Origin of the sequence: Luteibacter sahnii (genome assembly GCF_034063545.1) — a bacterium.
Taxonomy (GTDB): Bacteria; Pseudomonadota; Gammaproteobacteria; order Xanthomonadales; family Rhodanobacteraceae; genus Luteibacter; species Luteibacter sahnii.
In genome coordinates this window covers 138,492-160,159 of sequence record NZ_JAQLOK010000002.1, presented here as the reverse complement: position 1 = coordinate 160,159, position 21,668 = coordinate 138,492, and the positions used below count along the sequence as shown (strand labels likewise).

Genomic DNA, 21,668 nt, shown 5'->3' with positions numbered 1-21,668 from the left:
ATGTGCTTGGCAGGGGGGGCAGCGGGTGCCACGCAAGCGGCGACGAATTGAGGCGGGGCCTCACACATCGGTAAAACCGCTTTGGGTCGGATGGGCATGGGAGGTGGGTTTACCAGCTTCCTCTTCGAGCCCTTGTTCGCAGTCGTCGATGTCGAACATGACACGGTCAACGCGCTCGGTAGTCCTGAAACCAGCGTGCCCCTCACAACGCCCGAAGGCATTGCCGTGCGCACAGCCGAGATCGTCTTCTTCGCGCCGCGCTCCCGGAACGAGATCGTTCACCTGTCTGGCGACGCGCTCACGTCACGTCGCTACCAGCTCACGGCTGGCTTCGCGAAAGCGCCTTCGCCAAGCCCACCAGCGCATCGCGCGTTACCGGCTTCTGCATATAGGGGAGCGAGGAGAATGGCGGTGGAAGCACCGTACGTGGGTGTCCCGACACGAACGCCACCGGAATGTCCTTTGCCAGCAGGGCGGTCGCCACACCCATCGAGTCGCCGCCCTGGATGTCGATGTCGACGAGGGCAATGTCGGGGCGGCGCTTGAGCAGCGCATCGATCGCTTCCGGTTCGGATACGGCAACGTGGCACACACGAAAGCCCGCGTCTTCCAGGATCAGTTCGAAGACATCCGAGACGAAATGATCGTCTTCGACCAGGAGGCACGTGGTAGGCGATTCGATCAAATGCATGGTGCGTGTCGCTCCATAGAGTGACTTGCAGCGTGGGTTCGTCGCCGTCAACTTGCCGTATCGACGCCGCTTGCGTCTCGTGCGCGAATGTGAGGACGATCTTCCCAGTCTCCTGCACCGGATTCGACATCCCGGCAGAGGCACCGAACAACCGTCCGTGCTGTCCGCGGACATCGCGTGCGCGGCGTATCATCCTGTGATTATTGCGCCTGTCCGATCGCATCCGGCACCAACGCTGCGGCACGTCCCTTGCTAACGTCCGGTGCCCGATCAGGGCGAGCGATCACACGAAGGATGCGTCGATGAAGTGGTGTTTTGCGTTATGTCTTTGGATGGTGAGTACTGTCGCCGTGGCGGTCGTTACGCGGGCCGATGTGAGTGAAAGCCGCTATCGTGTGGCCGCGTCGACGTATCCCGCCTTGGTCGATCTTCCGGGTGAAGGGCATGGTGTCCTGATCGCGCCACAGTGGGTGCTGACCGCCGCGCACGCGGCGCCGATGATCATGCCGGGGAGTCAGACCGAGGTCGTGGTCGGCGGCACCGCGCGCAAGGTCAAGCGCGTCGTTACTTATCCGGGTTACAGGAAGCTTCCCGGATCGCTCGTCGACGAGGCGCTGGCTTCCGGAAGCCTGACGAAGGTGACGGATTTTCTTGCGGCATCCGACGACATCGCGCTGGTCGAACTCGCCGCGCCCGTGGAGGGCGTCACGCCGTTGGTGCTTTACCGGGGGCATGACGAGGTCGGTATGAGGGCGGAACTGGTCGGTAAGGGTGCCACGGGTGACGGTGTCAAAGGTCAGGAGCCCCAAGGAGCGCACCGTGGGATCCTGCGGCATGCCTATAACCTCATCATCGGAACGGACACGCGCTACGTGTCGTACCGTTTCGACCCGCCGCCATCCGCGCTGCCGCTGGAAGGCATGACGGGCGGCGGCGACAGCGGCGGCCCTCTCTTCATCGGCGATGGCGCGTCGCGGCAGGTGATCGGCTTGGCCTCCTGGAGCCGGTACCCATCCGATCACCCGTTCTGGAAGACATGGCGGCCCGGTCGGCCGTTTGTCAGCGGGCTTTACGGCGCCATCGTCTACGCGGTGCGCGTATCGCGTTACATCCCGTGGATCGACAGCGTCATCGCCACGGACGGACGTTGACGCATCGCCGCGCGCCTTTTAGGCTGCTGCGCACGGAGATGGCATGCCTCCGCGAACCGCCCCTCGGGGCTGATGATGCCTACATGTCCTGGTTCCCCAGGCGTGTAGGCCTGCGTGCCGCGCCCGGGATCAGGTGACGTCCACCCATCGGGATCCACCATGCGCGCGCTTCGCTCCCTCGAACAATGGGAACTTCTCCACTATCTCGGCCGTTGGCTGCTTCTCGCCTGTGCGGCGGCCGTGCTGGCCGGCTCCGCTTCCGCCGCCTTTCTCCTTGCCCTGGCATGGGCCACGCAGACGCGGGAGTCCACCCCCTGGCTGATCGCCGTTCTGCCCATCGCGGGCTTCGCCGTGGGTTGGGTCTACCACCGGGTGGGCCGGCCCGTGGAGGCCGGCAACAACCTGATCATCGACGAGATCCACGATCCGCGGAAAGTGATCCCGCGTCGCATGGTGCCGCTGGTGTTCCTCGGCACGGTCGTGTCCCACCTCTTCGGCGCCTCGGTGGGGCGGGAGGGTACGGCCGTGCAGATGGGCGGGGCGCTCGCCGATCAGGTGGCGAAGGCCTGCCGGTTGCGGCCGGAGGATCGGCGCGTGCTCCTGATGACCGGCATGAGCGCGGGCTTCGCGGCCGTGTTCGGCACGCCACTGGCGGGGGCCGTGTTCGGCCTGGAGGTGCTGGCCATTGGCCGGCTCCGATACGACGCGCTGTTTCCGTGCGTCATGGCCGCGATCGTAGCCGATCGGGTCTGCCTGGCGTGGGGCGTGCATCACACCGTCTATGCCGTGGGTACGGTGCCGCCCGTGACCGCGGCGAGCGTGCTCGCCGTGCTCCTAGCCGGCGTCGTCTTCGGCCTGGCCGGCCTGCTCTTCGCCCGGGCGACCCATCGCTTTGGCGCGCTGATGAAGCGGTGGGTCGGCTACCCGCCCTTGCGGCCGTTCGTGGGTGGCCTCATGGTCGCCGGATCGGTCTATCTGCTGCATACGCAGGCCTATGTCGGGCTCGGCATTCCCACCATCGTCGCCGCATTCGAGCATCCGCTGCCGTGGTGGGACAGCGTGGGCAAGTTCGCCTACACCGTCGTGTCGTTGGGCTCGGGTTTCAAAGGGGGCGAGGTCACGCCGCTGTTCTTCATCGGCGCGACCCTGGGCAACAGCCTGGCCCCCTGGCTCCATCTGCCGTTCGCGATGCTGGCGGGCCTGGGCTTCGTCGCCGTGTTCGCCGGTGCCGCCAACACGCCGCTCGCCACGACGGTCATGGCGATCGAGTTGTTCGGGCCGGCCGTCGCACCGTTCGCCGCCATGGCGTGTGTGGCGAGCTATCTCTTCTCGGGTCACGCAGGCATCTATCACGCACAGCGACTGGGCGCCGCCAAGCACGTGCGCTCGCTGCCGGAGGATCTTCGCGTCGGCGAGTGGCCGGCGTATCGTCGCCAGCGGGATCGCGACGCACCCTAGCACCACGGCGCCGGATCCCCCGCGCGCGCATCGCTTTGTCTTCATCGAGGTCACCTCATGCATTCTCCCGAGTCGCAGGCCCCTGCGGGCCACATTCTCCTCATCGGCGCATCCCGTGGCCTTGGCCACGCGATGGCGGCGGAACTGGTCGAGCGCGGCTGGGCCGTGACCGGAACGGTGCGCGGCACCTCGCATACGTCGCTGCATGACCTTGCGGCGCGTCATCCGCGCCGGGTGACCGTCGAAACGCTGGACATGAACGAGCCGTCCCAGATCGCTGCCCTGCGTGGACGTCTGTCAGGCCGCGTCTTCGACGTGCTCTTTGTCAACGCGGGCACCACGAACAGCGATCCGGGACAGACGATCGGGGAGGTGGACACCGACGAGTTCGTGCGGGTGATGGTGACCAATGCGCTCAGCCCCATGCGGGTGATCGAACGGTTGGACACCCTCGTGTCGGGCGACGGCGTGATCGGCGTGATGTCGTCCGGGCAGGGCAGCATCGCCAACAACGAGCGGGGTGGGCGCGAGGTCTATCGCGGCTCCAAGGCCGCCCTGAACCAATACATGCGCGGCTACGCGGCGCGCCATGCGGATGGCGCACGGGCGATGCTGTCGATGGCGCCCGGCTGGATCCGCACCGACCTGGGCGGTCCCGATGCGCCGTTCACCCTCGAAGAATCCGTGCCGCTGATCATCGACGTCCTGCTCGCCCAGCGGGGTAACCCCGGCTTGCGCTACCTCGACCGCGACGGACGGACGGTGCCTTGGTGATGCGCCGCTGAATCCATGACGTCGGTGATTCATCGACGTCAACGCGCTTTCTCGCGCGGTGCGACACCTTCCTCACGGGTCGGTTCCGAGTCTGTGCACTCCCAGCCACCGCCAGGAGACCCGATGGATGCCATCGCACTGCTCAAGCAGGATCATGAACGGGTCAAGAGCCTTCTCGAAGAACTGGCCACATCGACCACCCGCGCCGTGAAGAAGCGCAGGGAGCTTCTGCAGAAGATTCACGTCAACCTCAAGGCGCATACCACCATCGAGGAGGAAATCTTCTATCCGGCGTTCAAGGCGGCAGGCAAGAAGGACGAAGCGACGATGTATTTCGAGGCGCTCGAAGAGCATCGCGCCGCCGAGGATCTCGTGCTGCCCGACCTGATGGACACCGACCCCGCCACCGAGCAGTTTTCCGGTCGGGCGAAGGTGCTGAAGGAACTCATCGAACACCATATCGAAGAGGAAGATGGCGAGATGTTCAAGGAGGCGAAGAAGCTCCTGGACAAGCCTCGCCTCGCCGAGCTCGGTGCGCGCATGGAAGCCCGCAAGAAGGACATCCTGGGCGAACTGACGACCGCCGCATGACGGCCAAGCGTGTCACGCAGCCCTGCGCGTGACACGCACCTCCGATACCCCGAGCAGTCCCGCGAGCGGCACCGTGGCTTCGGTCTGCGCCTTGTCGACAGCGAGCCTTTCGCGCCGCAGCAGATCGAGCAGCATCGATGCGAGTGGCATCACCATGTGCCGCCCCCAGCAGCGCTCCGCGCGGTGACCGAAGGGGAGATAGGGCGCATAGCGATCAGGGTCGAGGGTATTCCAGCGTTCGGGGCGGAAGATGTCCGGATCGTCCCAATGGGCCGGATCGCGGTGGCTGAGCAGCGGAAGAATCAGGATGTCGTCGGTCGCGCGGATCCGCGGGTCGATCGACGGAAACTCCGGTGACGCGTTGCGCAGGATGTTCCACGATGGGGGAAGCAGGCGCATCGCTTCGTAGAGGATGTGATCGTTCGGCGTGTCGTCCTCGAAGGGCGAGCCCAGCCACAACGCGTTGGCGACGAGCGTGGAGATGGTGAAGCACACCGGGGCGACGGTGCGGCGATAGAGTCCCATCGCGTAGCGACGATCATGGTAGCCGTCAGCGGCCGCGGGCATCCCGGCGACGACGGACGCTTTCTCGTCGAGGCGGAAGGGCCAGATTGCGCCCACGGCAATCACCGACCAGGTCAGCTTGGGCGTGAGTTCGAGCACGCGGCTCATGAGCACGCGCAGGCGCTCCGGGTCGTGGCCCAGGAGCAGGTCGCGAAGGTAATCGTGACCGGTTTGCGGCCACTCGCCCGCGAGGTTGGCCGGCATCGGCAATGGGGCTTTCAATGCCGCGCGCACGTCACGGCCGATGGCCTGCATCCATCTCGTCGCGTCGGCGCGTTGGATCGACCGGCCATGCAGCGGTTTGAACGTGGGGCGTTCGAATTCGGTGGCGTAGCGGGCGGAAAGAAGGCGGTCGATCAACTCCGGGCACGCGACGCCGATCGTGTCGTGGTCCAGCCGGAAAAGGTCCTCGCCGCGATGCTCGTCCAGCAGGGCCTGGAGCCGTGGGGCGAAGACGGTGCGTTTCGTTGCGACAGCGCGATGCGTCATCGGGGCCTCCGTGCGGGCGCATGCCGTGCCAGGATAGGTCCTGGCACGGCGAGGAACATCAGTACCAGAGATACCAGGCGTACGACTTCAGGCTCTTCTTCGCGGTAAGCACGTTTTTCAGGGAAAAAAGCATCTTCATGAGCGGTGAGTCCTCTGAGACGGTGAGTGGTGGAATAGCCGCGCGGCAGGGGGAGAACGGTCGGCGCGCGGCGAAGGGCGTGCCTTCGCACGGCCCGTTTTCATCGTAGTCGGATCGACACGCATCACCAGACGGGTAACTGTGATAGCCATCCCAATCGGAGACCGGCATGGCCATTTATGCCGGAAATGGGCGGGGTGGTTTCTCGCAAGTTATTGCGAAACAAGGAGAAAAGTATCGCATTGGCACGAATGTGCTGTCGGCCCCGCGTGTGTCGTCGCGAAACGACGGCAGTTCGCCACGCGCAGTACTCAGATCTCGAGTGGGTCGGAGTGCAACTCGTCCATCCAGCCGTTTCGCCGCTGCACAGCCCATTCGACATGACGCGCGAACAGCCCGTCGATGTCGCCACCTCCGTCCATGATGGACAGGCTGAGTTCGGTGACCTCACCGATGAATGCCGCCTGTTCCGCGTAGCCGGCGATGCCTTCGGCGTCGAGCCGGGCGAGGACGGTGCGCAGGTTGATATGGCGGGCGTGCTGTTCGGGCATGGTGGCGGGATAGCGGCGGTCATGACGTCCATCGGCGGGCGGCGGGGGATCTTTAGCCGCCGTCCGCTGCGGCGCCCCGATGCCCGACGCGTGCGTAAGCTGCTAATCTCCCGCGTCCGAACGCAGGAGACCGCCATGAGCCTGATCCAGACCCCCGTGTCCTACGGTGAGCTGATCGACAAGATCACCATCCTCCAGATCAAGCTGCAGGAGATCAAGGACGACGCGAAGCTGGCTAACGTCCGCAACGAGCTTGAGCTGCTCGATGCCACCTGGAAGAACGACTCGGCCTCGCAGACCGACATCACCGACGAGACGGCGCGCCTGCTCGCGGTGAACCAGCGCCTGTGGAAGATCGAGGACGACATCCGCCTGAAGGAGAAGGCCCAGGCCTTCGACGACGAATTCATCCAGCTCGCCCGGTCGGTCTACATCGAGAACGACGAGCGCGCAAAGATCAAGCGCGAGATCAACGTGAAGCTGGGTTCGACGCTCGTGGAAGAGAAGTCGTACCAGGACTACCGCGCGCCGCAGGCCTGAGGCTGCGTCACCGTCGATCGTAGGGGTGGTCCGGGCCGTGATGACGTGCATGGCGTCGTCCGCCATGGTCGCCCCGAGGGTTCGCGGACACGGTCCGCTCCCACCGTCGCCCGTCGGAGCCTGCGGGCGATCCGGCGCTGCCTCTACGGTGTCAGCCAGGCAGCCTGAGCCCCAGGAACGACGCGCACGCCTCGAAGCGGTCGACCATGTCACTGACCTCGATCAGATCCATGACGCCCGGCTTCTCGATCTTCGTGCCCCATGGGATCGCCGATGCGGGCTTGCCCAGAAACTTGCGTGACGCTGCGTCGTACCGGTCCACGCACCAGCGGCGATCCGAATACGGCCCCGACCGGTCCGGATTGCTTGCCGCATGCAGGCCAAGCACCTTCACGCCCGCCGCGTTGGCCATGTGCATCGGACCGGAATCGGGCGTGAGGATCATCGCGGCGCGCGCCAGCAGGGCCATGAACCGCTTCAGGGTGTCTTTGCCCGTGAGGTCGAGCGGCGGCCGCGCCACCTGGCCCAGGATGGCGTCGGCCAACGCCCGTTCGGCCTGCGACGGTCCGCCGACCAGGGCAACGCGCATGCCTCGCGTCATGGCATGGTCGATCAAGGCGGCGTAGCGCTCCACCCGCCAGTTGCGCACGGTGTGACTGGACATCGGACTGACGAGCAGCGTAGGCGGGTCGCCGGGGAGTTGCTCGGCGGCCCAGGCGTGGTCGTCGGGGGATACGGGAATATCCCAGCGCACCTGGGTCTGCTCCAGCCCCAGCGGCTCGATGAAGCTGGCCATGGCATCGAGCACGTGTTCGCCGCTGCGTGCGGGGATGCGCTCGTTCACGAACAGGCCGTGCAGGTCCTTCGACCGCGCCCGGTCGTAACCGATGCGGCGATCGGCCTTCACGGCAAGGCTGAGCAGGTTGGAGCGCAAGGCCACCTGCATGTGCAACAAGGCATCGAAGCGGCGTCCCGCCAGGGCCTCGCGCACATCGCGCAGCCCCTGGCGGCCCTTGCCCTTGTCGAACGTAATGAACTGCACCCCGGGCAGGTCGCCCACCAGGCGGCGCTCCAGCTTGCCGACGATCCAGGTGAGGCGGGTCGCCGGCGCCTTGGATTGCAGCGTCCGCACGAGCGGGACCACGTGGGTGACGTCGCCGATGGCGGACGTCCGCAGGATGCAGAGCTGGGAATCTCCCGACGGGAGCGGACGGCTTGTTAGACTGGGCACGATCGGATTACCGGAACGGGAGGCCGCCACGCGGAGCGGCCGGAGCATGACAGACCAACGCGTAACGGAGGCCGCGGACGGAACGATTCTGTTCGACGCGGCCCTTGCATCACAAGTCGACCACGACTGGTTCTCGCCCGCCCGCTGGCGCGAGCGCGGCCTGCTGCGCACGCAGGCCGGAGGGCGGGGCGGCGTGGCCATCGTCGACACGCCGGCCGGGGAGGCCGTGCTGCGGCACTACCGGCGCGGCGGCATGGTCGCCGCCCTGCTGGGCGATCGCTACCTCTTCACCGGACGCCGGCGCACGCGCAGCGAGCGGGAGTTTCGCCTGCTGATGACGCTGCAGGGCCTGGGCCTGCCGGTCTCGCCGCCCCTGGCGGCCCGCTACGTTCGCCACGGCTGGCGCTACAGCGCCGACCTCATGACCCTGCGCATCGCCGGGGCCGCTACGCTGGCCGAGCGTGTGGCCGATGCCGCCTTCAATGAGGCGCTCGCGACCCGGGTCGGCGAACTGGTGGCCCGTTTCCATCGTGTCGGCGCATGGCATGCCGACCTCAACGCGCACAACATTCTCATCACCGCCGACGCCCTCTACCTCATCGATTTCGACAAGGGATGCCTGCGCCGTCCCGCCGCGCGCTGGCGCAAGGCCAACCTCGCGAGGTTGCGGCGCTCGCTGGTCAAGGTCGGCGCAAGCGAGAGTGGCGATGCGTTCGACGACACGCTCTGGCCCGCGCTGATGGCCGCCTACGAACGGAGCTACGGATCATGAGCTGGCACCTGCGTTTCCTCGGTACCGGCGCGGCCCACGCGGTGGAACTGGGCTCGTCCGCCGTCGTGCTCGAGCGCGACGGTCGGCCGTCGCTGCTGGTCGACTGCGGTCCTGACACGCTCGACCGCTATCAGGACGCCTACGGCGCGCCACCGTCGGCGCTCTACGTCACCCATACGCACATGGACCACGTGGCCGGCATGGAGCGGTTGTTCTTCCGCCTGTGGTTCGACGAATCGCTGCGCGGACGTACCCGCGTCTACCTTCACGCGGCCCTGCTGCCATGGCTGCAGGGCAGGGTGGCCGATTACCCCGGTGCGCTGGCCGAGGGCGGCGTGAACTACTGGGAGGCCTTCCACCTGCTGCCGTGCACCCGCGGGTTCTGGCATGACGGCCTGTGGTTCGACGTGTTTCCCACCCGCCACCATGTGCAGGGCACGTCGTACGGCCTTGCGTTGCGCGGCAGCTTCGCCTTCACCGGCGACACACGGCCCGTGCCCGAGGCGCTGGCGATCCATGCCGCGCACGGCGAAACCGTCGCCCACGATTGCGGCGTGGTGGGCAACCCGTCGCACACCGGCGTGGACGATCTCGAACGCGAATACGCCTCCGACCTGCGCGAACGCATGGTGCTCTACCACTACGGCAGCGTCGCCGACGGCGAACGGCTCGTATCGCGGGGCTACCGGGTGGCACGTCCCGGCGAGCGCATCGCGTTGCCCGAGCCCCACCCGACGAGGCCCACGGCGGGCTGAAGAGTCCGCGCGGCAGCTTGAATCCGGTGAGCGCTACCGTTATCCTTCCGCTTCTTTGTCGGACGGGATGCCGGCAAGGGAGAGGCGTTACCGGTGTGGAGAGGTGTCCGAGTGGTTTAAGGAGCACGCCTGGAAAGTGTGTATACGTTAATAGCGTATCGCGGGTTCGAATCCCGCCCTCTCCGCCACTGGCTTGACGGGATCGACCCGGACGATGTCCGACGCACCCGGCGGCATGGCCGCAAAACTATCTTTTATGGTGGCCCTGTCGGTCCCCCCGCGACGATAGTCCGTAAACCCCGCCAGGTCCGGAAGGAAGCAACGGTAGCGGACGATTCGGGTGCCGGGGTGTGGCTGGCAGGGTCATCGCCTTTCAGGGCCACGCTTTCGCCCGCCCCCCGACCTTGGCACAATCGACTGTCGTCCCAAGGTAACTGGCATGTCCTATCAGGTTCTCGCACGCAAGTGGCGCCCGCGAAAGTTCGCCGAACTCGTGGGACAGGAGCACGTGGTCCGCGCGCTGACGAACGCGCTCGACACCGGCCGCATGCACCATGCCTATCTCTTCACGGGCACCCGTGGCGTCGGCAAGACCACCATCGCGCGCATCTTCGCCAAGTCGCTCAATTGCGAGCGCGGCGAGTCGGCCGATCCGTGCGGTGAGTGCGCGGTCTGCACCGCGGTGGACGCGGGCCGCTTCGTCGACCTGCTCGAGATCGACGCGGCCAGCAACACCGGCGTCGACGACGTGCGCGAGGTGATCGAAAACGCGCAATACGCGCCGTCGCGAGGCCGGTTCAAGGTCTACCTCGTCGACGAGGTGCACATGCTGTCCAAGCCGGCGTTCAACGCGCTGCTGAAGACGCTCGAAGAGCCGCCCCCGCACGTGAAGTTCCTGCTCGCCACCACCGACCCGCAGAAGCTGCCGGTGACCGTGCTGTCGCGCTGCCTGAAGTTCAACCTCAAACGCCTGCTGCCAGACCAGATCGGCGGCCAGATGCGCCATATCCTCGGTGCCGAAGCGATCGCGTTCGACGACGATGCCATCGGCGAGCTCGCGCACGCGGCCGACGGATCGCTGCGCGATGGCCTGTCGCTGCTCGACCAGGCCATCGCCTACGGCGGCGGCAGTCTTCGCGCGAGCGATGTGCGGGCCATGCTGGGCAGCGTGGAGCGCGGCCAGGTGCTGGGTGTGCTTGCCGCGCTGGCGGCCGGGGACGGCGCCGCGCTGATGGCGGAATCCGACCGTATCGCGTCGTTCTCCCCGGACTTCGGCGGCGTGCTGGACGACCTCGCGACCGTGCTGCACCGGGTGCAACTGCTTCAGTTGGTGCCCGGCTACCGCGGCGAAGAAAGCGACGTCGGCCTGGCCGACATCGCCGAGCGCCTGGCTCCCGAAGACGTTCAGCTCTATTACCAGATCGCCACCGCCGGCCGTCGCGACCTGCCGATGGCGCCCGATGCGCGCATCGGTTTTGAGATGGTCCTGCTGCGCATGCATGCGTTCCGTCCCGCCGAGGCCGGCCAGGCGGCGCCGGCCCGTGCCGCGGCCCCGGCCCCCGCGCGCGTCGCGCCGTCGCCCAGCGTGTCCGCGCCGGCCCCCACGTCCATGCCGACACCTCGCGCGGCGCCTGCACCGGCCGCGGCCGCGCCTGCACCCGTCGCACCCCCGTCGACACCTCGTCCGTTGACGATGGGCGCGGACGGGCTGCCCGACTGGCATGACATCGTGGAGCGGGCGAACCTGCGTGGCCCCATCGGACAGCTCGCGCAGAACTCGTCCCTGCGTGGCGTGGAAGGCGACGCCATGGTGCTCGCCCTCCAGCCCCAGCACATGCATCTGGCGGTCGAGCCGCTCACCAGCCAGATGGAAGAAAAAGTCTCGCAGGCGCTCGGTCGCCGCGTGCGCTTCCGCTTCGTCGCCGACACCGGCAACGGCGGCGGCAACCTCGGCACGCCGGCGGAACGCCGGGCCCAGGCCGCCAGCGATGCGCAGGCCCATGCCGAAGCCTCGATGGAGACCGACCCGCTCGTCCAGGCGCTCAAGCGCGACTTCGACGCGCGTGTCATCCCGCAATCGATCAAACCCGTGGAGCCGTAGAAAACATGAAAGGTCAAATCGGTCAGCTGATGCAGCAGGCCCAGCGCATGCAGGACGAGATGAAGCGTGCGCAGGAAGAACTGGCGAAGACCGAAATCACCGGCACCGCCGGTGGCGGCCTCGTCACCGTGACGATGACCGGCGGACACGAGGTGCGCTCGGTGCACATCGACCGCCAGACCTTCGCCGACGATCCGGAGATGGCCGAAGATCTCGTCGCCGCCGCGGTCAACGACGCGGTCAACAAGATCGCCGAGATCAGCCGCTCGCGGCTGGGGGGCGTCACCTCGGGGCTGAACCTGCCCCCCGGCTTCAAGATGCCGTTCTGAGACGCCGATGAGCCACGGTTCACGCCTCCTGGGCGAGTTGATCGACGCCCTGCGCTGCCTGCCGGGCGTGGGTGCGAAGAGCGCTCAGCGCATGGCGTTCCATCTGCTCGAGCGTGAGCGGCAGGGTGGCGTCCGCCTCGCCGCCGCGCTGGACTCCGCGATGCGCGACGTGGGCAACTGCACGCGCTGCCGCAACTTCAGCGAAACGCCTGTGTGCACGCTCTGCGCCAGCACGAGCCGCGACCGCCACGTGCTCTGCGTGGTCGAGTCGCCGTCCGACCTGGCCGCGATCGAACAGGCCACCGGCTACCGCGGGCACTACTTCGTGCTTCTCGGGCGCCTTTCGCCGCTCGACGGGCTGGGCCCCGACGAACTGGGCCTGCCTTTGCTCGCCGAACGACTGGGCGAGGGCGAGGTGGACGAAATGATCATCGCCACGAACCCCACGGTGGAAGGTGAGGCGACCGCGCACTACCTCGGTCAGCTGGCGAAGGCCGCCGGCATCCGTGCCACCCGGCTCGCCCACGGCGTGCCCTTGGGTGGTGAACTCGAATTCGTCGATCGCGGCACGCTCGCGCATGCGTTCGGCAGCCGCCAGTCGCTAGGTTCCTGAGGTATGCCATGACTGAAACCATCTTCGCCAAGATCGTCCGCCGCGAGATCCCCGCCGATATCGTCTTCGACGACGACGACGTACTCGGTTTTCGCGACCTGAACCCGCAGGCGCCGGTGCACGTGCTTTTCATTCCCAAGCGCCCCATCGCCACGCTCGATGACGCGCAGGCGGGCGACGCCGAACTGTTGGGCAAGCTGTTGCTCGCCGCGGCGTCGTACGCGCGCGAACAGGGATTCTCGAAAGAGGGCTACCGCACGGTGATCAACACCCACACCCATGGCGGGCAGACGGTGTTCCACATCCACGTGCACCTGCTCGCCGGCCGCCAGATGCACTGGCCGCCGGGCTGACCGTCTCCCGTGCCGATCGCCGCGAAAGAAATTCGTCGCGGAAATGCGGGGATGTCGCATGGTTGCAGGCTTGCCGCCGGCTCGGAGAGTGAAGCCAGAGCCTTCGGTGTCCACCCTCGCTGTTCCTGCGGTCCTTTGCGTTCGGCAGGGGAAGGCCGTTGACGGGGCCCGTGTACCTAAGTGGCCTACGGCCGCTTCCTTGAGCGGAACTCGCCTCGAGTGTGGACACCACGGTCTCCTTGCGACACCGTCCAGGTGCACCTCGCTCTGGCGCTACAAGGTCACCACAGCCCCACGACTCGTCCGATCGAACCATCCACCGGGCCATGAGGTCGATCGCTTGGGTGGTCTTCTGTCATTCGCGATGAACGAAAAAAAAGCCGGCGCGAGGCCGGCTTTTTCGTGGGACTTACTTGTGCGGTGCGGGTGCGGGTCGGACCGGTACGATGATGGTGCGCGGGCGGTAGAAGAACGGATCGCCCCACGGGCCGTAATACGGGCCCCACGGACCGCCCCAGCCCGGACCCCAGAACGGGTCGTAGAAACCTGGCGGATAGCGGTTGACCGGCACCCGCTTGGGCCAGAGGTAGACCACGTCGGCTTCGACGCGCGGGTAGGCGTAGTCGAAATCGCCCACCTTTTGCGACACCGCGCCACGCACGGTGCCGGTCACGGTGATTTCGCGACCGCGGGTGAAGACTTCCGGATCGTAAAAGCCATCGCGGCAGGCGACGAAGCGGCCCTGGCTCTCCTGCTTGCTCGCCGTCGGGCGGGCCTCGCTGTCGAGCGGCTCGGAAAGCACGAAGAAGCACGTTTGCTGCGGACCGGGTTCGGTCTTGATGATTTCACCACCCCAGCGCACCTTGGCGCCCGGGGCGCCGCCCTGCTGGGCGCCGGCCGTGGATACGTCGTTGAACTGACCCTGCAGCGGCTGCGGCACGGTGGCGCACGCGCCGAGTGCCAGAGTCGCGGCGACGATGGCCAGCGGTTTGTACATGGACATGTCACTTCTCCCAGGGGCGCCGGACACGGCCGACGCCATTGCGCTATTTGACCACGCGTCGCGTCTTTAATTCCCTAACGTTCCGTCCGAATTCAGTGATGGATTCAGGCGGCGGTACGTCATGGGCGTAACGCGATCGCAAGTAGAGCCCGCTCAACCTTTCCAGCGCATTTCGCTGTGCCGGCAGGGCGCGCGCCGCGCGGGCAAGGAAATGTTTCGGACCTTCACCGGGACGACGGACGACGCCCGCCCTGCCGAGCTTGCGTTCGAGGCGGTGCATCCACGCATCCAGTGCGTCGCCTTCACGTCGCTGGAGCAGCGCCCAGCCAAGGGCGACCGCGACCAGCAGCGCGCAACCGGTGGCAAGGACCGCGGCCAGGTCGGTGACGTCGGCATGGTCGACCCCGAATGGACGGAGCAGGCCTTGCTGACGCAGGCTGTCGAAGCCGATAACGCCGCGACTCCACCATTGGTTGACCACGTCCCACTGGTTGCGCAGGGCGCGCAGCCAGGCCGGGCCGAAGGTGTCGCCGCCGGCGCCCTCCGCCGCGGCCGCCGCACCCAGGTCGACCCGCTCGGGGCGCACCGCCGCCGTCGGGTCGAAGCGCACCCAGCCGCGTCCGTCGAGCCAGACCTCGGACCAGGCGTGCGCGTCCGAACGGCGGACCAGCAGATAACCCGCGCGGCCGTTCCAGAAGCCGCCCTGATAGCCGGTGACGACGCGTGCGGGAAGGCCGGCGGCGCGCATCAGGAAGGTGAAGCCCGACGCGAAGTGCTCGCAGTAGCCCTGGCGGGTAGCGAAGAGGAAATCGTCGATGCGGTCGCGACCCAGGGGTTCGGGCGCGAGCGTGTAGGAGAAGTCGGCGTGGAACAGGGCGAGGGCCGCGCGCACGATCGCCGCGTGGTCGGTGCCGTAGCGTTCGGCCCATGACGCCGCCAGCGCGCGGGCCCGAGGGCCGGTGCCCGCCGGCAGTTGAAGGTTGTCGCGTCGTACGCCGTCGTCGAGCGTGGGTTCGAGGCGATAGCGCGTCGCCGCCTCGGCGGTGAAGGTGACCGCGTCGTCGATGCGGCGGTTCGCCAGCACCGTGCGATCCGCCCTGAGCTCGGTGTCCGGCGGGGCCGCGACGGGCAGGTCGAGCAGGGGCACGATGCGGTCGTGGGTCGGTTCCAGCGATGCGTGGTAGGTGATACGCGGTCCGTAATCCGCCTGCGCGGGCGGTCGGCGGGTACGGCGCAGGCCCGGCGTCCAGGCCTCGCCGTCGAACAGTTGCATCGTGTAAGCGCGGAAATAGAGCGACGCGTTCGCGGGGGGCGGGCCGTCGAACCGGATCCGGAGCGCGGGCGTATCGTCGGTCATGAGGTCGAGCATGTCGCCCGGCGACAGACGGGACGAGAGTCCCGTGGCGGCTTGCCCACTGTCCGGCGTTCCCCACAGCGGGCTGGAAAGCCTTGGCACGAACAGGAAGGCAAACACCGACAGCGGTACCGACGCCAGCAGCGCGAAGAGCACCGGTTTCCACTGGGTCACCAACCGACGCTGGTCGGCCTCGGGATCTTCCACGGCGCACAGGGTCGTGAGCGCGGGGATCAGGCCCAGGCTCACCACGGCGCTCGCGACGAGGCCCTGGTCGAAGAGCAGGGCGCTCATCAGGGCGAAACACGCGAAGGCGATGCCCACCCGGGCATCTCGCGGCTCCTCGGCCTCCAGCAGTTTGAGCACCAGCAAACCGACGGCGAACGCGCTGCCCGGTTCGCGACCGAACAGCGTGCCGTAGTGTCCGATCACCGCGGCGAGCAACGTCGCCAGCAAGGGCAGGCGCAGGGACGCGGGCACTTTGCCGCCGCCGCGTCGCCGTTGCCACCAGCGGCCGCCGGCCACCACCGCAAGCGCGACGCTCAGCCACCACGGCAGGTGCAGCGCGTGCACGAGCAGCACGAACAGCATCGTGACGGTGAGCAGGTCGAAAGCGCGGCGGCCGAGGGATGGCATCGCGCCGGGATGCTTGCGCAAGGAAGGGCGTCGGCCGGTCATGGCCGAAGCGCGAGGGCGGTCAGGCAACGGTGGTAGTGCTCGTCGCCCTGGGCGATATCGAAATAGCCGTCCGGAAGGCGCAGGCTCCAGCGCCGGCCTCCTTCGTGGGCTTCCTCGATCCAGCGGGCCAGGCGGGCGATGCGCGATTCGTCGTCGAGTCCGTGGATGGCGTCCCAGTCGAGCCGCCAATCTTCACGCGGAGCGGGTTGCTCCAGGTCTTTCACGAGCAGGCCGTGATGCCGCGCGCTGAGTTTCCAGGCGATCTGCCGGCGCGGGTCGCCCGGACGATAGTCACGCAGCGAGGCCAATTCGTCGCCGGCACGGGGGCGACCGCGATCCGCATCGCCTTCGGGTACGTGGGGCGCCGGACCGAACGCCTCGACACCGGGGTAGACCAGCACCTGGGCGTCGGGGTGGAGCCAGCTCCACGCCCGGAACAACCCCATCGGCCAGCGGCTGTGCAGGCGCATACGCGGCAAGGGCAGCCAGCCGCGGTGCGTGGCGTCGAGTGGGAGTTCGACGACGCAGGGGGTGCCGGGCGTGACGGAAAAAACCTGCGTGTGGCCGGCGACGTCGAGGCGTAGCGCCGTCCGCGCGTGCCCGGATGCCGATACGTCGAGCGAGACGCGCACGCGATCGCCGACCCGGGCCGTGTCGGCACGCACGCCGCCGATCGTCAGTCCATTGAGGGTGCGAAACGCCACCAGCATGCTGCCGACCGCGGCGGCGCCCAGCAGGCAGGTGAGGCCTAGCGCCGCGTTGTTCGCGTAGTTGAGCGCACCGAGGAGCATCACGCCCAACAGTATCGCCAGGCCCACGCCGAACCCCGTGGGCACGATGTAGATGCGGCGCCGGTGCAGCACGATGGGCAAGGTTTCGACGGGGCGCAGACGCGTCAGCGACGGCAGGCGGCGCTCCGCCCACGCGAGCAGGCCGGCGACCCGCGAGGTCATCCGGGCACCGCGGTGTCGTTGAGCAGCGCGCGGCCGATCGCGTCGCGATGCCCCCCGCGCCCCGGCACGAGGCGGTGGGCGGCGACGGGCACGAACACGGCCTGCACGTCTTCGGGGATCACGTAGTCGCGTCCACTCAGCAGGGCCCACGCCCGCGCGGCGGCGAGCAGGGCGAGGCCGGCACGGGGCGAAAGCCCCACGCGCACGTCGTTGTGTCGCCGGCTGGCGGCGAGAAGGGCCTGGAGGTAGTCGAGCAGGCGCGGGCTCACCGTCACCGCCCGTGCGGCGTCATGCAGATGGTCGATCGCGGCCGCGTCGAGGCAGGGCGCGAGCTGCGCCATCATGTCGCGGCGGCTCGCCCCGGTCAGCAGCGCCCGTTCGGCGACGGGGTCGGGGTAATCCAGGCTAAGGCGCAACATGAAACGGTCCAGCTGCGAGTCGGGCAGCGGGAAGGTGCCGGCAAGGTCGAGCGGGTTTTGCGTGGCTACCACGAAGAACGGGCGAGGCAGGGCGTGGGTGGTGCCGTCTACCGTCGCCTGGCCTTCGGCCATCGCCTCCAGGAGCGCGCTCTGCGTCTTCGGCGTCGCGCGGTTGATCTCATCGGCCAGCAGAAGGCGGGTGAAGATCGGCCCCGGATGGAAGCGGAACTCACCCGTCTCGCGCTCGTACACGCTCACCCCGATAATGTCGGACGGGAGCAGGTCGCTGGTGAACTGGATGCGCTGGACATCGAGGTCGAAGGTGGCCGCGAGGGCATGCGCGAGTGTTGTCTTGCCCACGCCCGGCACGTCTTCCAGCAACAGGTGGCCGCCGGCCACGAGGCAGGTGAAGGCCAGTTTCACCTGGCGCGGCTTGCCCAGCAGCACCCCGTTGACCTGGGCCAAGGCGGCATCGAGGCGTTGCCGGAGCTTTTCATCGTTGAGCGGAGTCGTTACGGACATGATCGAAACGTGTGCCCCTGTGGCGAAGTCCGTCGATGGATGATCGGTCGAGTGTAGCCGTGCGTTCGCGCCACTGGCGAGGCGTGTTCCTCATCCTGTTCGCCGTGACGCTCGCGATTCGCCTCGTCATCGCATGCACGCTGTCGCCCTTCGGTGACGAAGCCTTCTACTGGCAGGAGAGCCTGGCCCCCGCGTGGGGCTACAGCGACCTGCCGCCGCTCACGGCGTGGCTGATCGGCGTGTCCGAAGCGGTCTTCGGGCACGGCCTGTTGCCCATGCGTTTGCCGTTCCTGGTCATCGGCGCGATGGTGCCGTTCCAGGTGAGGGCGATCGCACGGCGCGGCGGCGACGAAGCGGCCGCCTGGCAGGCGGCGACGCTGGCCCTGTGCCTGCCGCTGGTCGGTAGCCTGGGCGTGCTGGCGCTGCCGGACGTGCCGCTGACGTTCGCGATCCTGCTTGCCACGCAGGGGCTGCTTCGCGCGCTCGACGAAGGGCATCTGCGTGACTGGAGCGTGCTGGGCGTCGGGCTGGCCATCGCCTGGATGACGCACTACCGCGCCGCGATGCCGATGCTGGGCGGGCTCGTTTTCCTCCTCGCGACGCCGCGTGGGCGTGCGCAATGGCGTCGCGCGGGCCTGTGGTGGGCGATGGCCATCGCGTCGCTGGGCCTGGTGCCCCTGGTGATCTACAACGTTCAGGCGCGGGGCGCTGGCGTGGCATTCCAGCTGGTGGAACGCAATCCGTGGGCCTTCCACGCCGACGCGCTGGTGCAACCGCTTGAGCAGGCGGTGGCCTGCACGCCGCTGGCCTATGTCGTGTTGCTGGGGATTCTGTGGCAGGCATGGCGACGTCGCGACACGCCGCCGTTCGACGTCATCGGCAGCATCGCCGGCACGTTCATCGTCGGCTACTTCGTGCTGGGGTTGTTCGCGGACGACCTGCGGTTTCGCGCGCACTGGCCGTTGCCCGGCTACCTGCTGCTGTGCGCGGCCTGGCCGGGCATGCGCCTGTCGTCCGGGTGGCGCAGGTTGACGGGTGCGGGATTCGCGCTGGCCTTTGTCGGCTTGCTGGGGGGCTTCGCCTGGCTGGGCCTCGCGGCCTCGACCGATGGTGCGCGCTGGCTGGCCGACCGCAAAGCCTTCCCGGCGAATTTCACCGGTTGGCGCGAGAGCGCGGCGATGGTGCGCGACGAACTGACGCGCGACAGCGGCGTGCGGTTGGTGGCCGACAATTTCATGCTGGCCGCCGAACTGCGTTTCGCCCTCGGCAGCCCGCGTGAGGTCTACTCGCTGGACAGTCCCCTGAACACCAAGCACGGGCGCGCACCGCAGTTGGCGGCGTGGCGGCTGGACGAAGCCGGGTTGCGCGCCCACGCGGGCGACCGGTTGCTCCTGGCGGTGGACGAGACCGCCTTGCGCGATCGCGACACGCGCGACTGGCTCGGCTCGGTGTGCGCCCGCGTGAACGTGGGCAGGCCGCTGTCGCGGGTGGATCTCTTCGATGGCCGCCGCCGTATCGCCCTCTACGAGGCCGTGGCCCGCGCGAAGGCCGCCGCGCCCGGCGACCCGGACGACTGCAAGGTGTGGATGGCGGCCTATCGCGCCGCGTCGCGCTAGGGCAGGGTGACGCCGGCCGCGCGCAGCAGGCGTGACGTGGCGATCAGTGGCAGACCGACGAGGGCCGTGGGGTCTTCGTTGACGATTCGTTCGAACAGCGCGATGCCCAGGCCCTCGCACTTGAAGCTGCCCGCGCAGTCGAGCGGTCGTTCGCGTTCGACGTAGCGGGTGATGTCGCCTTCGGACAGCGCGCGAAAGCGCACCCGGGTCTCGTCGACATGGGTCATGGCGTCGCCGCGCGCATCGATCACGCACACGGCGGTATGGAACACCACCTCACGTCCGGCACTCGCCGCCAACTGGCGGTGGGCCGCGTGCACGGTGCCTGGCTTGTCCAGCACCGTGCCGTCGAGGTCGGCGACCTGGTCCGACCCGATGACGACGGCGCCGGGGCGTTGGCCGGCGACATCGCGCGCCTTGGCTTCGGCCAGGCGCGCGGCACGCGCCGCGGGGGCTTCGCCGGCGAGGTGCGCCTCGTCGCTGCCGGGCGCAGCCTGTTCGAACTGCTCCACCAGGCGGCGCAGGAGGCCGGCGCGGTAAGGCGAGGTGGACGCGAGGATCACGGTAGGTTCGGTCGGCACGGTCAGAAGCCTTTGTGGATATGTTCGCGCACGGCGGTGTCGAGCGCGGCCTGGGCATCGTCGAGGGCGCGCAGGCGCGGTTCGATCTGATGACGGGCGTGAAGCAGGGCGTCCACGGCCCGATCGAGTTCGCGCTGGCTGGCCGCGGGGGCCTGGTCACGGATCCACAGGCGCTGGCCGAGGAGGGCTTTCAGTCCGGAGTCGACCGCCTGGCGCGCCTCGACTTCCCCGGCGGCCGGGAGTTCGGGATGGGGCGACATGACGGCATGGGCGCGCTGGAGCCGTTCCCGGCAGTCTTTGAGGTCGGCCTCGAGACGATCCGCGTGGTCGTGGAGGTCTTGCAGGGCGCCCCGCCGCCGACGGCGGCGCTGATGGACGAACGCCCAGGCGCAACCCGCCACGGCGAGCGCCACGACGGCGGAAAGTGCATAATACACAAAGGAAAACACGCTCGATCTTCCCCATGGGAGCGGCCGCCGGCGGTCGATCCGGCCAAAGGACGAGTCTGCCCCAAAGGCGGCGGCGGGCGCAAAATCCCGGCGAACCATCTAACCGGTTGACTTCAAGCATATTCGTGCCTACCATTTCCCGATTATGTCCGTGACTTTGCCATCGTCGGTGGACGCTTGGCGCGAGGTCCGTGCGCGGCGTTCGTTTCAGGGTTTCCTTCCCGTGTCGGCGTTCCATCGCCTCAACGAGGTGGTCGCGTCACCCGAAGGTGACGTAACCTATGAGCTCGACTTTGGCCGTGACGACCTCGGCATCGCCTACGTGGCGGTCCGCGCGAATGCCTCGCTCATGCTGGTCTGCCAGCGTTCGCTCGAGCCGTTCGTGCTGCCGGTGGCGATCGATGCCCGTCTCGGACTGATCGTCGAAGAACGCGAAGAAGCCTCGCTTCCTCCGGGTTACGAACCGCTCCTGCTCGAACAGGACGGCAAGCTCGACCCGCTCGCGACGATCGAAGACGAACTGCTGTTGGCGCTGCCCCTGGTTCCGGTCAATCCGGACTACGAGTTGCCCGAAGAGATCACCGGCCCCGACGAGGAAATCACCCCTCCGGAGCCCTCCGACAACCCGTTCGCGGCACTCCGCGAACTCATGAAGAAGTAATCGCTGGAGATTTGCCATGGCCGTTGCCAAGAGCCGCAAGACCCCGTCCACCCGCGGCATGCGTCGTTCGCACGATGCGCTGAAGACCGTTCAGCTGTCGACCGATCCGACCAGCGGTGAAGTCCACCTGCGTCACCACGTGACGAAGGATGGCTACTACCGTGGCAAGAAGGTCATCGACACCCGCGGTGCGGTCGAAGTCGAAGACTGATCCGTCGTTCGTTCCGAACGTCAGGCAAAACGGCGCGGAAACGCGCCGTTTTGCATTTCAAGAATCGGACCAGACGCGTGCGAATGGTGCATTCGCCCTCGGGTTGCTGGCACCATTCG

General features: G+C 67.7%; 26 protein-coding genes, 1 tRNA gene, 1 other RNA gene and 1 riboswitch. Of the genes, 17 read left to right on the top strand and 11 right to left on the bottom strand.

From position 1 onward, the window contains the following. Nucleotides 1-60: 60 nt before the first annotated feature. On the bottom strand, nucleotides 61-282 hold the full coding sequence (locus tag PI246_RS06000) for a hypothetical protein (RefSeq protein ID WP_320550398.1): 222 nt from the start codon (nucleotides 280-282) through the stop codon (nucleotides 61-63). 37 nt (nucleotides 283-319) lie between these two features. Next, on the bottom strand, nucleotides 320-691 hold the full coding sequence (locus PI246_RS05995; RefSeq protein ID WP_320550397.1) for a response regulator: 372 nt from the start codon (nucleotides 689-691) through the stop codon (nucleotides 320-322). 302 nt (nucleotides 692-993) lie between these two features. On the opposite strand from PI246_RS05995, the gene PI246_RS05990 reads away from it, so the two are divergent. The 4 genes from PI246_RS05990 (at nucleotide 994) to PI246_RS05975 (ending at nucleotide 4,665) form a co-directional block, all read left to right on the top strand. Further along, on the top strand, nucleotides 994-1,842 hold the full coding sequence (locus PI246_RS05990) for a trypsin-like serine protease (RefSeq protein ID WP_320550396.1): 849 nt from the start codon (nucleotides 994-996) through the stop codon (nucleotides 1,840-1,842). A 25-nt stretch (nucleotides 1,843-1,867) separates the two neighbouring features. Beyond that, nucleotides 1,868-1,931: riboswitch (Fluoride riboswitch) on the top strand. 70 nt (nucleotides 1,932-2,001) lie between these two features. Next, nucleotides 2,002-3,300: a voltage-gated chloride channel family protein gene (locus PI246_RS05985; RefSeq protein ID WP_320550395.1), complete on the top strand. Its 1,299-nt coding sequence runs from the start codon at nucleotides 2,002-2,004 to the stop codon at nucleotides 3,298-3,300. A gap of 57 nt (nucleotides 3,301-3,357) precedes the next feature. Beyond that, entirely contained in the window at nucleotides 3,358-4,074 is a 717-nt protein-coding gene (locus PI246_RS05980) for an SDR family NAD(P)-dependent oxidoreductase (protein WP_320550394.1), read from the top strand. Between the two features lie 123 nt (nucleotides 4,075-4,197). Beyond that, nucleotides 4,198-4,665 carry a hemerythrin domain-containing protein gene (locus tag PI246_RS05975; RefSeq protein WP_320550393.1) on the top strand — a complete coding sequence of 156 codons (468 nt, stop codon included), beginning with the start codon at nucleotides 4,198-4,200 and terminating at the stop codon, nucleotides 4,663-4,665. A 12-nt stretch (nucleotides 4,666-4,677) separates the two neighbouring features. On the opposite strand, the gene PI246_RS05970 is transcribed toward PI246_RS05975, so the two are convergent. From PI246_RS05970 to PI246_RS05960, 3 genes are all read right to left on the bottom strand, one after another. Next, a complete protein-coding gene (locus PI246_RS05970; protein WP_320550392.1) occupies nucleotides 4,678-5,718 on the bottom strand; it encodes a cytochrome P450 in 1,041 nt (346 codons plus the stop codon). A 58-nt stretch (nucleotides 5,719-5,776) separates the two neighbouring features. Next, nucleotides 5,777-5,851: a tryptorubin family RiPP precursor gene (locus tag PI246_RS05965; RefSeq protein WP_320551198.1), complete on the bottom strand. Its 75-nt coding sequence runs from the start codon at nucleotides 5,849-5,851 to the stop codon at nucleotides 5,777-5,779. Between the two features lie 317 nt (nucleotides 5,852-6,168). Beyond that, nucleotides 6,169-6,408, bottom strand: coding sequence for a hypothetical protein (locus PI246_RS05960; RefSeq protein WP_320550391.1), 240 nt, complete (start codon nucleotides 6,406-6,408; stop codon nucleotides 6,169-6,171). A 135-nt stretch (nucleotides 6,409-6,543) separates the two neighbouring features. Here PI246_RS05960 and PI246_RS05955 point away from each other — a divergent pair, with 135 nt between their 5' ends. Next, entirely contained in the window at nucleotides 6,544-6,948 is a 405-nt protein-coding gene (locus tag PI246_RS05955) for a DUF6165 family protein (protein WP_320550390.1), read from the top strand. 151 nt (nucleotides 6,949-7,099) lie between these two features. On the opposite strand, the gene PI246_RS05950 is transcribed toward PI246_RS05955, so the two are convergent. Continuing rightward, the gene (locus PI246_RS05950) at nucleotides 7,100-8,179 is read right to left on the bottom strand and encodes a glycosyltransferase family 9 protein (RefSeq protein ID WP_320550389.1); all 1,080 of its coding nucleotides are present in this window, start codon (nucleotides 8,177-8,179) and stop codon (nucleotides 7,100-7,102) included. Between the two features lie 46 nt (nucleotides 8,180-8,225). Here PI246_RS05950 and PI246_RS05945 point away from each other — a divergent pair, with 46 nt between their 5' ends. The 8 genes from PI246_RS05945 (at nucleotide 8,226) to PI246_RS05910 (ending at nucleotide 13,102) form a co-directional block, all read left to right on the top strand. After that, nucleotides 8,226-8,951, top strand: coding sequence for a 3-deoxy-D-manno-octulosonic acid kinase (locus tag PI246_RS05945; protein WP_320550388.1), 726 nt, complete (start codon nucleotides 8,226-8,228; stop codon nucleotides 8,949-8,951). After that, nucleotides 8,948-9,706: an MBL fold metallo-hydrolase gene (locus PI246_RS05940; protein ID WP_320550387.1), complete on the top strand. Its 759-nt coding sequence runs from the start codon at nucleotides 8,948-8,950 to the stop codon at nucleotides 9,704-9,706. Before PI246_RS05945 ends, PI246_RS05940 begins: the two co-directional genes overlap by 4 nt. Nucleotides 9,707-9,803: 97 nt before the next feature. Beyond that, nucleotides 9,804-9,894, top strand: a tRNA-Ser gene (locus PI246_RS05935). 78 nt (nucleotides 9,895-9,972) lie between these two features. After that, an RNA gene (ffs, locus tag PI246_RS05930) (signal recognition particle sRNA small type) lies at nucleotides 9,973-10,069 on the top strand. Nucleotides 10,070-10,145: 76 nt separating this feature from the next. Beyond that, nucleotides 10,146-11,807 carry a DNA polymerase III subunit gamma/tau gene (gene dnaX / locus PI246_RS05925; protein WP_320550386.1) on the top strand — a complete coding sequence of 554 codons (1,662 nt, stop codon included), beginning with the start codon at nucleotides 10,146-10,148 and terminating at the stop codon, nucleotides 11,805-11,807. Between the two features lie 5 nt (nucleotides 11,808-11,812). After that, nucleotides 11,813-12,136, top strand: coding sequence for a YbaB/EbfC family nucleoid-associated protein (locus tag PI246_RS05920; RefSeq protein ID WP_320550385.1), 324 nt, complete (start codon nucleotides 11,813-11,815; stop codon nucleotides 12,134-12,136). Nucleotides 12,137-12,143: 7 nt separating this feature from the next. Next, a complete protein-coding gene (gene recR, locus PI246_RS05915; RefSeq protein ID WP_320550384.1) occupies nucleotides 12,144-12,749 on the top strand; it encodes a recombination mediator RecR in 606 nt (201 codons plus the stop codon). 8 nt (nucleotides 12,750-12,757) lie between these two features. Then, a complete protein-coding gene (locus tag PI246_RS05910; protein ID WP_320550383.1) occupies nucleotides 12,758-13,102 on the top strand; it encodes a histidine triad nucleotide-binding protein in 345 nt (114 codons plus the stop codon). A gap of 409 nt (nucleotides 13,103-13,511) precedes the next feature. Here the strand turns inward: PI246_RS05910 and PI246_RS05905 are convergent, their stop codons facing one another. The 4 genes from PI246_RS05905 to PI246_RS05890 are packed head-to-tail and all read right to left on the bottom strand — an operon-like array spanning nucleotide 13,512 to nucleotide 18,031. Further along, nucleotides 13,512-14,105, bottom strand: coding sequence for a Slp family lipoprotein (locus PI246_RS05905; protein ID WP_320550382.1), 594 nt, complete (start codon nucleotides 14,103-14,105; stop codon nucleotides 13,512-13,514). A 43-nt stretch (nucleotides 14,106-14,148) separates the two neighbouring features. Continuing rightward, nucleotides 14,149-16,116, bottom strand: coding sequence for a transglutaminase TgpA family protein (locus PI246_RS05900; protein WP_320550381.1), 1,968 nt, complete (start codon nucleotides 16,114-16,116; stop codon nucleotides 14,149-14,151). 17 nt (nucleotides 16,117-16,133) lie between these two features. Then, nucleotides 16,134-17,090 carry a DUF58 domain-containing protein gene (locus PI246_RS05895; protein WP_320550380.1) on the bottom strand — a complete coding sequence of 319 codons (957 nt, stop codon included), beginning with the start codon at nucleotides 17,088-17,090 and terminating at the stop codon, nucleotides 16,134-16,136. Continuing rightward, a complete protein-coding gene (locus PI246_RS05890; protein ID WP_320550379.1) occupies nucleotides 17,087-18,031 on the bottom strand; it encodes an AAA family ATPase in 945 nt (314 codons plus the stop codon). Before PI246_RS05890 ends, PI246_RS05895 begins: the two co-directional genes overlap by 4 nt. Nucleotides 18,032-18,090: 59 nt before the next feature. On the opposite strand from PI246_RS05890, the gene PI246_RS05885 reads away from it, so the two are divergent. Next, complete coding sequence (locus PI246_RS05885) at nucleotides 18,091-19,647, top strand: ArnT family glycosyltransferase (protein WP_320550378.1); 1,557 nt, start codon at nucleotides 18,091-18,093, stop codon at nucleotides 19,645-19,647. On the opposite strand, the gene PI246_RS05880 is transcribed toward PI246_RS05885, so the two are convergent. Then, nucleotides 19,644-20,234 (bottom strand): Maf family protein, encoded by a 591-nt coding sequence (locus tag PI246_RS05880; protein WP_407069800.1) that lies wholly within the window; start codon nucleotides 20,232-20,234, stop codon nucleotides 19,644-19,646. The genes PI246_RS05885 and PI246_RS05880 overlap by 4 nt on opposite strands. 8 nt (nucleotides 20,235-20,242) lie before the next feature. On the opposite strand from PI246_RS05880, the gene PI246_RS05875 reads away from it, so the two are divergent. From PI246_RS05875 to rpmF, 3 genes are all read left to right on the top strand, one after another. Next, entirely contained in the window at nucleotides 20,243-20,788 is a 546-nt protein-coding gene (locus tag PI246_RS05875; RefSeq protein ID WP_320550376.1) for a hypothetical protein, read from the top strand. A 112-nt stretch (nucleotides 20,789-20,900) separates the two neighbouring features. After that, the gene (locus tag PI246_RS05870; protein ID WP_320550375.1) at nucleotides 20,901-21,338 is read left to right on the top strand and encodes a YceD family protein; all 438 of its coding nucleotides are present in this window, start codon (nucleotides 20,901-20,903) and stop codon (nucleotides 21,336-21,338) included. A 16-nt stretch (nucleotides 21,339-21,354) separates the two neighbouring features. Continuing rightward, the gene (gene rpmF, locus PI246_RS05865) at nucleotides 21,355-21,549 is read left to right on the top strand and encodes a 50S ribosomal protein L32 (RefSeq protein ID WP_144910343.1); all 195 of its coding nucleotides are present in this window, start codon (nucleotides 21,355-21,357) and stop codon (nucleotides 21,547-21,549) included. Nucleotides 21,550-21,668: the final 119 nt, after the last annotated feature.